9 protein-coding genes and 1 tRNA gene are annotated in these 14,234 nt (G+C 40.7%); 9 read left to right on the top strand and 1 reads right to left on the bottom strand.

The window, feature by feature from the left end; genetic code table 11:
- Window positions 1-42: 42 nt before the first annotated feature.
- The 4 genes from mutT to nagP all read left to right on the top strand — a co-directional run bounded on the left by mutT (window position 43) and on the right by nagP (window position 7,034).
- Window positions 43-438: an 8-oxo-dGTP diphosphatase MutT gene (gene mutT / locus J8M00_RS18040; protein WP_211011913.1), complete on the top strand. Its 396-nt coding sequence runs from the start codon at window positions 43-45 to the stop codon at window positions 436-438.
- Between the two features lie 88 nt (window positions 439-526).
- Window positions 527-2,584 carry a M13 family metallopeptidase gene (locus J8M00_RS18045; RefSeq protein WP_211011914.1) on the top strand — a complete coding sequence of 686 codons (2,058 nt, stop codon included), beginning with the start codon at window positions 527-529 and terminating at the stop codon, window positions 2,582-2,584.
- A gap of 272 nt (window positions 2,585-2,856) precedes the next feature.
- Complete coding sequence (locus J8M00_RS18050; RefSeq protein WP_211011915.1) at window positions 2,857-5,454, top strand: family 20 glycosylhydrolase; 2,598 nt, start codon at window positions 2,857-2,859, stop codon at window positions 5,452-5,454.
- A 278-nt stretch (window positions 5,455-5,732) separates the two neighbouring features.
- Window positions 5,733-7,034: an N-acetylglucosamine MFS transporter NagP gene (gene nagP, locus J8M00_RS18055; protein ID WP_211011916.1), complete on the top strand. Its 1,302-nt coding sequence runs from the start codon at window positions 5,733-5,735 to the stop codon at window positions 7,032-7,034.
- Window positions 7,035-7,427: 393 nt separating this feature from the next.
- Here the strand turns inward: nagP and J8M00_RS18060 are convergent.
- A tRNA-His gene (locus J8M00_RS18060) sits at window positions 7,428-7,503 on the bottom strand.
- 182 nt (window positions 7,504-7,685) lie between these two features.
- On the opposite strand from J8M00_RS18060, the gene J8M00_RS18065 reads away from it, so the two are divergent.
- The 5 genes from J8M00_RS18065 to wecA all read left to right on the top strand — a co-directional run bounded on the left by J8M00_RS18065 (window position 7,686) and on the right by wecA (window position 14,216).
- Window positions 7,686-8,507 (top strand): mechanosensitive ion channel family protein, encoded by an 822-nt coding sequence (locus J8M00_RS18065; RefSeq protein WP_211011917.1) that lies wholly within the window; start codon window positions 7,686-7,688, stop codon window positions 8,505-8,507.
- Window positions 8,508-8,520: 13 nt separating this feature from the next.
- On the top strand, window positions 8,521-9,324 hold the full coding sequence (locus J8M00_RS18070; protein WP_211011918.1) for a DUF481 domain-containing protein: 804 nt from the start codon (window positions 8,521-8,523) through the stop codon (window positions 9,322-9,324).
- Window positions 9,325-9,450: 126 nt separating this feature from the next.
- Entirely contained in the window at window positions 9,451-12,072 is a 2,622-nt protein-coding gene (locus J8M00_RS18075) for a polysaccharide biosynthesis/export family protein (protein WP_211011919.1), read from the top strand.
- A gap of 69 nt (window positions 12,073-12,141) precedes the next feature.
- Window positions 12,142-13,095: a Wzz/FepE/Etk N-terminal domain-containing protein gene (locus tag J8M00_RS18080; protein ID WP_211011920.1), complete on the top strand. Its 954-nt coding sequence runs from the start codon at window positions 12,142-12,144 to the stop codon at window positions 13,093-13,095.
- 44 nt (window positions 13,096-13,139) lie between these two features.
- Window positions 13,140-14,216, top strand: coding sequence for a UDP-N-acetylglucosamine--undecaprenyl-phosphate N-acetylglucosaminephosphotransferase (wecA, locus tag J8M00_RS18085; RefSeq protein ID WP_211011921.1), 1,077 nt, complete (start codon window positions 13,140-13,142; stop codon window positions 14,214-14,216).
- Window positions 14,217-14,234 lie beyond the last annotated feature (18 nt).

Raw genomic sequence — 14,234 nt, forward strand, 5'->3', positions numbered from 1 at the left:
ACAAAAGCGACCTAAAGGTCGCTTTTTTTATGGGGTAAAAAGATGACTAAAAAAGTAGTCAATGTTGCAGTTGGTGTGATTGAAAAACAAGCACAGTACTTTGTCTGTAAGCGAAGTGATGAGCAACACCAAGGTGGACTCTGGGAGTTTCCGGGTGGAAAAGTGGAAGACAATGAAAGTGTTGAGCAGGCGCTTTCAAGAGAGCTCGCCGAGGAAATAGGTATTCAAGTTGAACGCTCGGAGCACTTAGTTACCATTGAACATGATTATGGTGATAAACAAGTCTGTCTTGTTGTACATGTCGTGACAGCGTTCTCTGGTGAAGCCACAGGGCTAGAAGGGCAACCAAGTCAATGGGTCAATTTTGAACAGCTTAAAAAGCTTGATTTCCCATCAGCCAATGTGGCTATTATTGATGCTTTGGCAACGTCAAAATAAGCAGTTACAAATGAATTAAATACCTTGGATTTTAATCTGATTTGCTGCAAGGTATGATTCATATATGATTTAAAAGGAGCCGACATATATGCGTAAAACATTCGCGGCAATTGGTGTGGCACTGGGCCTTGTTGGCTGTAGTGAGCAGCCACAAACAGAGCAAACTCAAGAAATAGTACAGCAACAAACGTTAATTTCAGGCATTGAGCTCGAAAATATAGACTCATCCGTTCGTCCTCAAGATGATTTTTATAGGCATGTAAATGGTAAGTGGTTTGAGAGAACTGAAATCCCTGCTGATAAATCAAATTACGGATCTTTTACTGAGTTAAATGAGAAATCGAAGGCTGCACTCAAGGTCATTTTAGAAAAAGCTGCCAACAACCCATCGGCTGCGCCGGGAAGTGACGAATACAAATTGGGTGCATTTTACAAAAGTTATACAGATGAGCTCGCGCGAGAAGAAATCGGTGTTTCGGCGCTTGACGAGTACTTAGAACCAATAAAAGCCTTAAAAAATAAGTCTCAGTTACCGGCACTGATTGCCAAATTGCAATTGCAAGGTGGCACGACTCCCTTTTCTTGGTATGTTCACAATGATGCTAAAAACTCTACCATCAACACTTTGTATCTGTACCAAACAGGCCTAGGGTTACCTGATAGGGATTTTTACCTGACAGAATCTGAGAAATTCAGCAAAACAAAAGCGGCATATCAAATTTATATTACCAATATTTTATTTGAGTTTGGATACAATGAGCAGCAATCTGAACAAGCCGCAAAGCAGATATTGGAACTGGAGACGAAAATAGCACAGGCACAATGGAGCCGTGTCGATAGCCGTGATGCATCAAAAACATATAATAAACTTAATGTCGGTGAACTAAACCAGCAAATGGCTGGGTTTGATGTTGTGGATTATTTCGAGGCTCTGGGCATTAATATTGAGGAGTTGGTTGTCTCTCAACCTTCATATTTTACCCAATTAGCAAACATCATTCAAAACACTGACGTTGAAGTTTGGCGTGCATATTTGACTTTCCATTTTGTGAGCAACTTTGCAGATCTACTCGAGCGCAAGTTAGTGGATTTACACTTTGGCTTTTATGGAAAGACGTTACGCGGTTTGGAAGCACAATCGCCAATGTGGAAAAAGGCTGCGGATGCCAGCAATGATGTGTTAGGTGAGTTACTCGGCAAAATTTATGTTAAAGAGCACTTTCCGCCAGAGGCCAAAGCTCGAATGCGCGAAATGGTTGACAATTTGATCCTTGGTTTTGATAAATCAATTGATGACTTGGACTGGATGAGCGCAGAAACAAAAGTTGCTGCAAAAGCGAAGCTCAAAAAGTTCACACCTAAAATTGGCTATCCAGACAAGTGGCGTGACTACTCCAAGCTGGAAATCAATGCGGATGACTTGGTGGGTAACTATGTTCGTTATAACCAGTGGTCATATCAAGCAATGATCGATGAAGTCGGAAAACCTGTAGATCGTTCAAGATGGTACATGACGCCGCAAACAGTGAACGCCTATTACAATCCAGTAAATAATGAAATCGTGTTTCCTGCAGCAATTTTACAACCGCCATTTTTCAATTTAGAGGCGGATGATGCCGTAAATTATGGTGCGATTGGCGCAGTAATTGGCCATGAGATTGGCCACGGTTTTGATGACCAAGGCGCTAAGTATGATGGCGATGGAAACTTAAGAAACTGGTGGAGTGATAATGATTTATCACAGTTTGAGGCCCGTGGAAAACAACTGATTGATCAGTTTAATGGGTATAAGCCTTTCGACGATGCCCATGTTAATGGCGAGCTGACTCTCGGCGAAAACATAGGTGATTTAGGAGGCTTAACTGTTGCTTATAAAGCTTATAAATTGTCTTTGCAAGGTAAAGAGGCCCCTGAGATTGATGGGTATACCGGCTCACAGCGATTCTTTATGGGTTGGGGGCAGATTTGGCGCAGAGAATACCGTGACGAAGAGCTCAGAAACCGCTTAATGACAGACTCTCACTCGCCTAGTGAATATCGCGTTATCGGTATTTTATCTAATATGCCGCAGTTTCATGAAGCCTTTGATGTGAAAGAAGGTGACGGTATGTACATAAAGCCAGATGAACGAGTAAAGATCTGGTAATTCTAAGTACACGTTAATAAAAGCCCGCTACAAGTAAATCTTGAGCGGGTTTTTTTGTGGAATAAACGGGCTTTTATAAAATTTGATAGCGCTGTCATTTTTTCTTCGATATGATGAAAAGCTAACAATAAGTTGGTTAGTATTATTCCCTTGAGTCGCGTCAATCGTCTGCAGTAACGCTATACCATAAAGTCGTATAATTCAGTATGCGCGGCAGCGACGAGTAGCTTTTGCTAGAATGTGGTTTCAAGGAATAGCCTTTAGGAGCGAATATGAATCTACGAAAAAACATGCTGGCGCATATGTTTGCGACGACCCTGATCACGTCCTCGTGGGGGGCGAGCGCAATGCTCTCTCAATCACAGCTTGATGCCTTTGCTAAAGACACGCAACTCACTTTCGCGGTAGAAAATAACTTTCATGGTGGTGCTGGCAGTTTTATCGGCTCCATCTCTTTAAAAAACAACTCGAAAATCGCACTACCTAAAGGTGAAAGCGATTGGCAGATTTATGTGCATTCGGTGAGAAAAATTAAGACCTTGGCGTCAGCAGGTTTACGTATTGAACATGTCAATGGAGACTTACATCGTTTTGTTCCTACACCGGAATTTGCGGGGTTAGCTGCAAATGGCTCCTTGAAGATCGAATTTGAGGCTGGCGCGTGGATTGCCGCTTATACGGATTTTATGCCTCGCGCATTTATTGTTTCGGGTCAATCACTACCAGTTGTGTTCGCTAATACTGATACAGAAGACATGCTGGCATTTGTTGCCCCCATCGAACGTGACAATCAGCTAAAAAGGCATAATGAGCCGCTTGATTACTCTCCGATTGCCAATGCCGCTTGGCGCTATGAGCACAATCAGCACAGTGTCAAAGTAAATAGAGAAGCGGCACTAAAGCGAATTATCCCTAAACCTCAGAATGTTGATTTTAATCGCGGCGTTGCTGAGTTAAATGGGCAGTGGCAAATTAGGTTTGCGGGCAGACTGAAGTCAGAAGTGAGCGTCTTCCAAGAGGACCTTTCTGAATTTGGATTAAAATTAGATGCCAAAGCAGATCATATTCCAACTGGTGAATCTCCAACTATCTATTTGAAAGTCGAATCAGAGCAGGGACGATATGAAAATCGTTCTGGGAGCTACAAACTAGAAATTGATGACGATAAAATTGAGATTATCGGTGTTGATAATGCTGGTGTATTTTATGGCATACAAAGTCTGTTGGCATTGCTATCAAAAGAGTCGAATGGCGGGGTAACTGCGCCAAACGTTGAAATTGAAGATACGCCGAGATATGACTGGCGAGGTATGCATTATGATAATGCGCGAAACTACCACGGCAAAGACGCATTATTTAAACTTGTTGAGCAAATGGCACGTTATAAACTCAATAAGTTTCATTGGCACTTTTCTGACGATGAAGGCTGGCGATTAGAGATCCCGGGTTTACCTGAGTTGTCAGAAATAGGCGGATATCGCTGTTTTGACTTAGAAGAGCGTCAATGTTTGCTAACCCAACTAGGCACAGGTCCATTCAAGTCAGGATCAGGTAACGGCTATTTATCGCGAGAAGATTTCGTTGAACTCCTCAAGTTTGCTAAAGCTAGGCATATCGACATAATTCCAGAGATAGAAGGACCTGGTCACGCTCGAGCAGCTATTATTGCGATGGAAGCGAGATATCACACGTTAATGGAGCAGGGTAAAGAAGCTGACGCGCGTGCGTTCTTATTAAGCGACCCTGAAGATAAGTCTGAGTACTTAACTGTTCAAAATTACACAGATAATTCATTCAATGTCTGTATGGATTCTACTTATGCATTCATAGAGAAAGTGACTTATGAATTGCAAGGTATGTATCGTGAAGCTGGCACCCGACTGGAGAATTTGCACTTTGGTGGTGATGAAGTTGGCGCGGGCTCTTGGACCCAGTCACCAGCTTGCGATGCTCTGTTTAAAGACGCTAACAACGGCATTGCTGGCCCTGCGGATTTAAAGCCCTATTTTACGCAACGCATCGCAAAGATCTTTGCTAAGCGTGGTATCGCACCGGGTGCGTGGGAAGATGGTTTAATGTATGACAGAGTGAATCCATTTAAGCGTGATGAGTTTCCAAATCAAGTGTTTACTGCCAATGTGTGGGATAATATCTGGGAATGGGGTGTGGCAGATAGGGCATATCGTTTAGCTAATGATGGATATCAAGTTGTACTATCTCATGGTACGCATCTTTACTTCGATCACCCGTATGAGGCACATCCTGAAGAGCGCGGGTACTATTGGGCTGCAAGGTACACAGATACTAAGAAAGCATTCGGCTACATGCCTGATGATGTATATGCCAATGCCGATTTCACGCGTAATGGTGAAGCAATTGACAACCTTGAAGCGCTAGTTGGTAGGCCGTTACCTAAATTAGAAAAACCGCAAAATATTCTAGGTATGCAAGGGCAGGTATGGACAGAAACCATTCGCACGGAAGAGCAGGTGATGGCGATGATATTCCCGCGTTTACTTACTGTTGCTGAACGTGCTTGGCACAAAGCAAGCTGGGAAGGTGAGCTGCCAAATGAAAAATTGCGCGCAGCAGATTGGCAAGAGTTCTCAGCGACACTGGCACTTAAAGAGTTAGATAAACTAGTTGCGTCAGGTGTCAATGTGAATTTACCAGTCCCAGGTGCGGTAATTGAAGGTGGTAAGTTACTAGCAAATAGCGCGTTTTCTTTCTTGACCATAGAAGTGAGCCAAGATGCAGGTAAAACATGGCAAACTTATACAGGTCCGATGACGGTTTCAAAGCCATCTGATATTCGTTTGAGAACGGCATTAGCTGGTAAAAAATACAGCCGAATTACAGGTTTAGAGTAATTTAATTGGGTCTTTTGGAATTAATTAGGGGCGTTTGCCCCTTTTTTAAATCCAGAATAGTATAATTTCTAACTAGAAATACGTGTAAAATTAACGTAAAGTTAAATGTCAGCGCTGTCATTTTGTTGCATTAGTTGTTTTTTGTATTCAACATCAGCTGAGCAGCGCGGCTATAAACCATGAATAATGGGTATAACAAAAACACATATCGTGTGCTTGTGACTTAAGAGTCGTGAGTACAACTTGTCATAAGATTTTATTGCAACAAGAAGAGTATTATGGAAGCAACAGTGGATATGAATGAAAAAGCGAAGCAGAGTGTCTGGTTGCCGATGACGCTGGCTGGTTCTATGTTTTTTATATTGGGGTGCATAACCTGGCTAAATGGTGCAATCACACCTTTTTTACAGCAAATGCTTGAGCTATCACCTTTACAAGCGTCATTTATTATATCGTCATTTTATATTGCGGTAACAATTGCAGGTATCCCTTCTGCGATGGTGATCAAAAAGGTGGGCTATAAAAATGGCATGGCAGTGGGTTGTGTGATTATGGCTCTGTCTGCGCTTCTTTATATTCCTGCGGCAAAAATGCAGGCGATTGAAGTATTCCTTTTAGCCCAGCTATTGATTGGTGTTGGTCAAACTGTGCTACAAACTGCGGTGAATCCCTATGTGGTAAAAATGGGATCTGAAAAATCAGCAGCTGTGCGCGTATGTATTATGGGCTTATTAAATAAGTCAGCTGGCGTGATTGTCCCAATTGTATTTGCAGCTGTTGTGGTTAGCGGTGTTGTAAATGGTGGTGAGAGCTTGTCTCAAGAACAGAAAGACGCAATGGCAAACAGCCTGATAGCACCATACTTGGCGATTGCTGGTTTGATATTCTTGTTTGCGCTTTTCGCAAAATTTGCGCCACTACCTGATTTGGTTTTCGAAGAAGAGAGTAAAACATCTAAAGGTGAATTGAGAGAAGCACTTCAGCATCCTCATCTTGTACTGGGTGTTGTAGGTATTGCTTTATATGTTGCTGTTGAAGTGATCGCAGCAGATACAATAGGCTCTTACGCGTTACATTTAGGTATTGCAGATTATTCAATTATGACATCCTATACTATGGGCTGTATGTTGTTAGGCTACGCGATCGGTATTGTATTGATACCGCGTTTTATGTCTCAGCAAAGTGCGCTGGTGATGTCTGGCATAGCCGGTATTATTACCGTATTGGCTGTTGTAATGGGTGACAACAACTCTTTTGCAATTTCTAACCTATTGTTAGTGCCTTTTGGTGGACCTCAGCTGCCAGATCCGCTATTGTGTATCGCATTACTTGGTTTTGCTAACGCCATGGTATGGCCAGCAATTTGGCCTCTGGCTTTAGATGGTCTAGGGCGATTAACTGGTACAGCCTCTGGTTTATTGATCATGGGTATTGCCGGTGGTGCTTTAGGTCCACTATTGATTGGTTTAGGGAATGTTGCAGGTTTAGGTGCGCAAGGTGCATATAGCCTGATGATCCCAAGTTATATATTTATACTATTCTATGCTTTGAAAGGTCATAAGATGAGAAGCTGGAAATAAGTGAACAGAATTTCTATTTATAAGTAGAAATAATCCCGTGTGTAATGCCACCTAGCTTTAGGTGGCATTTTTTGTTTTAAACTTCCTATCAAAGCTTAAAGATGCGAATTCACTCATAATTGGAGTGAGCTGCCAAGGGGTCCTGTAAGCTTGCGAGTAGAACTATACCCTTTTAGAACCATATATCGAAAGCGCGTACTCAAAATGCGCTAGAGAAGCTGTGCTGTGAAGGTTTATCGTATAAGTGAGTGGGTTTGAATGAAACAATCGTCGCAACGCAAATCCAATGCACAGAAGATATGTCAGTGTGAATCACAACGTTGAAAAGATGTTTTTATATTTTTTAGGGATGTTTTTGAATTATTTTAGATTACACGATAGAAGAAGGGGAGATGGGGCGACTGATGGGGCTCGAACCCACGACAACCGGAATCACAATCCAGGGCTCTACCAACTGAGCTACAGCCGCCACAATGTTTCGTGTAACACCTCTTGGGTGTGGCGCGCATATTACAGAACTTTTCATTTAATGCAAAGCCTTTTTTTATTTTTTTGAAGATTTTTGTCGGTTTGGGGAAAATTCCCACATTGTGACTAATATTTATACCTGTTGTTAATGGTTGTACAAAAATCTCGGTAACAGGAAACTTTATGGACATATTATTCGATTGGTTCAATAACAATTCAGATTTGGTTATGCACTATATACTCCAAGGTCTGCTCGCCTTACTCATCTTCTTTATAGGGCTCAGAGTTACACGCTTTTTATCGAGCTTAACTGAAAAGGCAATTTGCAATCGGAAGGTAGATAAAGCAGTTGGTGTGTTTTTATCGAATATTGTCTACGCATTAGGTTTTGTCGCTACGCTACTGATGGCATTGTCACAGGTTGGAGTTGAAACCACGTCTTTCATTGCTATTTTAGGTGCAGCAGGTTTGGCTGTTGGTTTAGCGTTGCAGGGTTCATTATCTAATTTTGCCTCTGGGGTGCTCATCATTATTCTGAGACCTTTTAAGTCGGGTGATTATATTGATGCTGGCGGTCAATCCGGCAGTGTTAGGAAGATTGAAATATTTTCTACAGAATTGATTACGCCTGACAACAAAGTCATTATAATACCCAATTCTTCAGTTATGTCTGGCGCGATAGTAAACTATTCCAGAGAGTTGACCAGACGTATCGATTTAGTCATTGGGGTTAGTTATGATGCCGACCTCAAGCAGGTTAAATCAGTGTTAGAAGGGGTCCTGACAAGTGAATCTCGAATCTTGAATGACCCAAGCTATACCGTGGCCGTGTTAGAGTTGGGAGACTCTAGCGTAAACTTTGCTGTTCGACCATGGGTGAACACCGGTGACTACTGGCCAACGTATTTCGATTTGCTTGAAAACATTAAAAATGCATTAGATGATGCACAAATTAATATTCCGTATCCGCAAATGGATGTGCACTTACAAAAAACTGAAAAATAAGGTTGATTTTAGAATGAAATTAAAACTGATCTCTCTGTGTGCATTAGTCGCTATGTCGTCACAGTTAGCAGCTAAAGAAACAAGCTCTGATAGTGTGCCTGCTGAAGAGAAAGAGTGGGATATAACGAGTGAAGTAGGCGCTATTGTGACGAGCGGTAATACGGAAACAACTACTCTAAAAGGTGAAATCAAAGCGAAACATCACTTAGATAATTGGCGCAACGAATATAAAATCGATGGTATTTTCAAAGAAGATGAAATAGAAAATGAAGATGGCGAAAGAGTAAAAGAGCGTACCAATGAAAAGTACTCTTTATCTGTGCAGGGAAATTACAAGCTAGTTGAGGACCACAGCCATTTGTTTATTTACGGTGCATATGACTCCGATTATTTTGGCGCGTATCGTAGCGAAACAGTATTTTCGGTTGGTTATGGATTGAGACTTGTAAAGCGCAGTGATATGTACCTTGATTTTGAAATTGGGCCGGGTATAAAGCGCTTTGAATATCAAGAAGACAGTACAGAGACTAACAAAGATGGGAAGTCTTTGGCAGGAGAAACGGAGAGTGAAGCGATAGGTGTTGCAAAACTTGATTACGAGTGGACACTGTCTGACAATGCTAAGTTTACCCAAGTAGTGGCAATAGAGTACGGTGATACGAACACAAAGACAGAATCAGAAACTGCACTGCTGGCAAAAGTTAATGGCTCTTTGCAAATGAAAGTGGCCTATAAAATCACTAACAATTCGGAGGTTGACGATGACAAAGAGAAAACGGACACAGAAACATCGTTGACTCTGGTTTACAGTTTTTAACGTGCTGGTACGTTTGATAACAAAGATATGACAAAAAAAAGGGCTTTGGCCCTTTTTTTATTGGTTTGATCTCGTGTAAAATGCGCAGTCTTAAATTTTTGATGTGCTTCAGGGTGTATAAATCAGATGATTCTTAAACGAATATTAGTTTTTGTTTTGCTAAGTTTTAGTGCTATTTCTGTGGCTTTTACGCCTACACCAGAGCAAATTGAACAATTTTCGAAGTTACCTAAAGCGCAACAAGAAGCACTTGCCCGCCAGTATGGTTTTGATGTCTCTAGCCTCAACAACTCAACAGATAAGAATAAAGATTCTGAAGGCTTCAAATCTAGCATTAGACCCCGAAATACTGATGAGGAAGACGTCGAAAAGCAAAAAGATGAATTTGACCCAACTGAAGACCCTTTGACACCATTTGGCTACGAACTGTTTTCTGGTGAGCCAACTTCTTTTGCACCTACTGAAATCGCATCTGTACCATCTGATTACATCATTGGCCGTGGTGACTCTGTCAGTGTAAATCTCTATGGTAAAGAAAGCACTACACATACTTTACTAGTAGACAACGAAGGCAGGTTAACTATTCCGGATTTTTCACCAGTACAAGTAGCTGGCCTGACATATGATGAATTAAAAAAGCTAGTCGCAAATAAAATTGCAAAAGAGGCGATTGGTTTAAATGTATTTATTTCAATGGCTGAATTACGCTCAATGCGTGTAATGGTGGTTGGTGAAGCTTATAAACCAGGTAGCTACACAGTATCTCCTTTATCTACGGTGACGCACGCTCTATATGTTAGTGGTGGACTGACAGAAATCGCAAGCTTACGTAATATTCAAGTAAAACGTGCAGGAAAGACCGTAGCGGTCTTAGATCTATACGATTTACTATTGAATGGTGATACAAGTGGTGATGTTAGTTTACGCTCAGGTGATGTTGTATTTATTCCTTCTGTAGGACCTCAAGTTTCAGTTGAAGGTGCAGTAAAACGTGCTGGCATTTTTGAATTGACCGCGAAGGACGACAAAGAATCACTTGTTAAAATGTTTGGTGGATTTAAAGAAAATGCGTTTACTAAACGTGTTCAAGTGCGCCGAATCATGAATGGTACTAAAAACCTTGCTGTGTCCGCAGACTTTTCGTCAGAAGATAGCGATTTCGCCCCACAAGGCGGTGACCACTATGTGGTACAAAGTGTTAACGATGAAGTGGTGGATTCAGTCACTTTAATTGGTGCAGTAGTAAGGCCTGGGCTATATGAGTGGCAGTCAGGAATGACTGTAGATCAGCTGTTAAGTAATTTAAAATCAGATTTACTACCTCAAGCTGATTATAGCTATGCGCTAGTGGTCAGGGAAAAGTCTGTTTTAGGTGATGTAGAAGTTATTCAATTTTCTTTAGCGGATGCCTTAAAAAGCAAAAATATGGCATTACAAAAAAATGATGAAATATATATCTTTAGCCGCTTTGAACTGAGAGAGACTGAAGAGCAAGCTCTGGCAAATTTGGCATTAACTGAAGAGCAAAAAATTCAGCAACAAAAAGTTAAGTTGTGGCACTTATTTGAGTATCAAGAGTTTAAAAACAAAGTACAAACTTTTGATGATATTGTACAAATTGAGTTAGAGAAGGCTGAGTTGCTAGAAGATGATTTAGAGCCTCAAGAAGGACAATATGCAACTTTCAGTCGTACAGAATTACTTAAACCTCTATTAAAACGACTTGAGTTTCAAGCTTCGTCATCTGATAAGTCTGCAACCATTGAAGTATTAGGGCAGGTACGTTTCCCAGGTGTATACCCGCTTGCAAAAAATGCGACTGTTGGTAAAGCCATTGATGCTGCCGGTGGTGTATTAGAGTCAGCCTATGCCCAGCGTGCAGAACTTACGCGTTTTATCAACCAGAAAGATCAGCAGTTTAAGCATATTCAAGTCAATTTTAATGAACACGAAGCGCTTGATATAAAGCTGCAAAGCAGAGACACGCTAAACATTCTTATGCAACCAAATTGGCTAAATGGCTATAAGGTAACGGTAGAAGGCGAGGTGCGTTTCCCCGGAACTTATACAGTGAGTCGTGGTGAAACGCTGCAAGATGTTATCAAGCGTGCAGGTGGATTATCTGAATATGCAGAGCCAAAAGCAGCTGTATTCACTCGTGAATCAATTAAAGAGCAAGAGCAGCTTCAACTAGCAAAACTATCCGATGAGCTAAGAAAAGATATCGCTTCTAAAAGCTTCCAAAATTCAATCGGACAGAACAATAGTATTAGCTATGACGAAATGAATATGCTTTTAAAAGATCTTGCTAGTGTTAAAGCAGTTGGTCGATTAGTAATTGATTTACCAAATATACTGGAAAATAAAGACTCTGTTGTTTTACAAGATGGCGATGCTTTATATGTTCCAGGAAAGCAAGATTCTATTTCTATTATTGGCGAAGTTAACTATGCTTCATCTCACTTATTTAAATCAGGTGTAACTATCGATCAATACCTTGAGTTGAGTGGTGGCGTGAAAGACAGAGCGAAAGAAGACCAGATTTATGTCATTAAAGCAAATGGTGCGGTATTTATCCCCAATTCATCAAGTTGGTTTGCTGTAAGTAATGAACATGAATTAGGCCCAGGAGATACTATTGTTGTTCCAATGGATGCCTCTCATATGGATAACCTAACGTTGTGGAGTACAGCAACACAGATCTTTTATCAGTTAGGTGTTGGTGTCGCTGCTATTGCGCGAATATAGGCATTACAGTGTATTCATTTTATAGTTTTTTAAATGTGCAGTGGTTAGAGAGTAGGAATAAGAGATTCAATGGAAACATCTAAATTAAATACTGAAGACGGTTATCAATCTAGATTCGAAAAAGATGAAGTTGATGTTTCTGAACTGTTTACCGTCGTTGCCTCAAGGAAGTGGTTTTTATTTGGCATCACATCGATTTTCGCAGTTTTATCTATTGCGCTATCTTTGTCATTACCAAATATATATAAATCAGAAGTGCTGCTTTCTCCTGCACATGAATCAAAAAGCTCGAACCTTGGTGGGTTAGCAGGTCAACTAGGAGGAATCGCTGGGCTAACCGGGATTTCTTTGGGTGGAGGCGATGATAAAACAACGCTTGCATTAGAAGTTTTAAAGTCGAGACAATTCATTAAGAGTTTCATTGAAAAACATGACTTACTGCCAGATTTAATGGCAGTAAAAGAATGGGAACAGGGCAAAAATGAAATTGTTTATGACGAAGAGTTATACGATGTTGATAGTAAAACTTGGGTAAGGGATGTTGAGCCGCCAAAGACAGCTAAGCCTTCTCGCCAAGAAGCATATATAGAATTTAAAAAGATCTTTGAGGTCAACGAAGCTAAGGATACTGGTTATGTAACAATCAGTATTGACCATCAATCACCAGAAATTGCACAGCGTTGGGTCGAGCTTCTTGTAATGGAAATTAATCAAACGATTAAAACTATGGATGTTGTTGAAGCTAAGAAAAGTATAAAGTTTTTAGAAGAGCAGCTTTCAAAGAACGATATCGCTGAGCTTAAAACGGTTTTATTTGGCTTAATTGAAGAGCAAGTTAAGACTATTATGTTCTCCGAATCTCGCGCTGAATATGTGTTTAAAACAATAGATCCTGCGATTGTACCTGAGTTGAAGCACTCACCTAAGCGCGCTGTAATCTGTGTCGCAGGTACTGTATTTGGATTTATTGTTGGAATTGTAATTATTCTTATTGGCTTATTTAGAAATGGTCAAAAGGGTTAGGTAAAGGGTTGCACCCTTACTAATTAAACTGAGTGAAGTCTTAGATGGTTTATTTTTTACCTTTTATAACATCTTTCGTTGCTTGCGTTTTAGCCGTTTATTTGGTGTATCCGTTATCTATTAAATATGGGCTAGTCGATTCGCCATGTGCGCGTAAGCAACATAAAGGAGAGATCCCTTTAGTTGGAGGGATTGCAATTTATATAGCCATATTGCTCTCTTCATTACTGTTTTTTAGAGATGACCTTTTAATCGTGTATGTAATATCAAGTACAGCCATACTGATTGTAGGGGTGTTAGACGATAGATTTGAGTTATCGGTAAAGTCACGCATCTTGATCCAAGTAATCGCTGCGCTATTTTTGATCTCACAATCAGGCCTGTACATAGATAGCTTCGGATATATTCTAGGTAACGATTTTGAGTTATACCTTGGCAAGTTTGGCGTGGTTGTTACTGTGATCGCTGTTGTGGGTGCGATCAATGCATTCAATATGGTAGATGGTATTGATGGCCTTGCAGGTATGTTGAGCTTGGTTTCATTCACTTGCTTAGGCTTCCTGTACTATTACACTGGTAGCCAATGGGCTATTTTACCAACTGTATTTATGGCCGCAATCTTGGCGTTCCTTATGTACAATTTGCGTTGGCCCTCTCGCTCAGTGCACAAAATATTTATGGGTGATGCAGGCAGCATGCTTATTGGCTTCACCGTTGTTTGGTTACTTATTGTTGGTGTCGATACGAAAGGAGACGCAGAGGCAATTTTAAAACCTGTCACAGCTTTGTATCTAATAGCTGTTCCATTTATGGATATGGTTGCAATTATGTACAGACGGGTGAAAAAAGGTAAATCTCCGTTTAAACCAGACAGAGAGCATCTGCATCATATTTTTGAACGTATCGGATTCAGCCGTAAAAGGTCGTTACTCTACATTTCCCTAATAGCAATTGTCATCGCAATTGCTGGATGTTTGATGCAAGTCTTAGGTGTACCTGAGTGGGTAATGTTTTCAATATTTTTGTCGCTGTTTTTAATTTACAACTTTGCTTTGATGCATGTATGGAAAATCACGACTTGGGTGAGAAAGCATCGTGATAAACGACTTTCCAAACGTTAGTAAAAGTTAATTTAAGAG

The organism is Pseudoalteromonas luteoviolacea (assembly GCF_018100925.1).
GTDB lineage: Bacteria > Pseudomonadota > Gammaproteobacteria > Enterobacterales > Alteromonadaceae > Pseudoalteromonas > Pseudoalteromonas obscura.

Coding starts and splice junctions, on each gene's coding strand:
- J8M00_RS18045 (WP_211011914.1), top strand. CDS start 527: ATGCGTAAAACATTCGCGGCAATTGGTGTGGCACTGGGCCTTGTTGGC.
- mutT (WP_211011913.1), top strand. CDS start 43: ATGACTAAAAAAGTAGTCAATGTTGCAGTTGGTGTGATTGAAAAACAA.
- J8M00_RS18050 (WP_211011915.1), top strand. CDS start 2,857: ATGAATCTACGAAAAAACATGCTGGCGCATATGTTTGCGACGACCCTG.
- nagP (WP_211011916.1), top strand. CDS start 5,733: ATGGAAGCAACAGTGGATATGAATGAAAAAGCGAAGCAGAGTGTCTGG.
- wecA (WP_211011921.1), top strand. CDS start 13,140: ATGGTTTATTTTTTACCTTTTATAACATCTTTCGTTGCTTGCGTTTTA.
- J8M00_RS18080 (WP_211011920.1), top strand. CDS start 12,142: ATGGAAACATCTAAATTAAATACTGAAGACGGTTATCAATCTAGATTC.
- J8M00_RS18075 (WP_211011919.1), top strand. CDS start 9,451: ATGATTCTTAAACGAATATTAGTTTTTGTTTTGCTAAGTTTTAGTGCT.
- J8M00_RS18070 (WP_211011918.1), top strand. CDS start 8,521: ATGAAATTAAAACTGATCTCTCTGTGTGCATTAGTCGCTATGTCGTCA.
- J8M00_RS18065 (WP_211011917.1), top strand. CDS start 7,686: ATGGACATATTATTCGATTGGTTCAATAACAATTCAGATTTGGTTATG.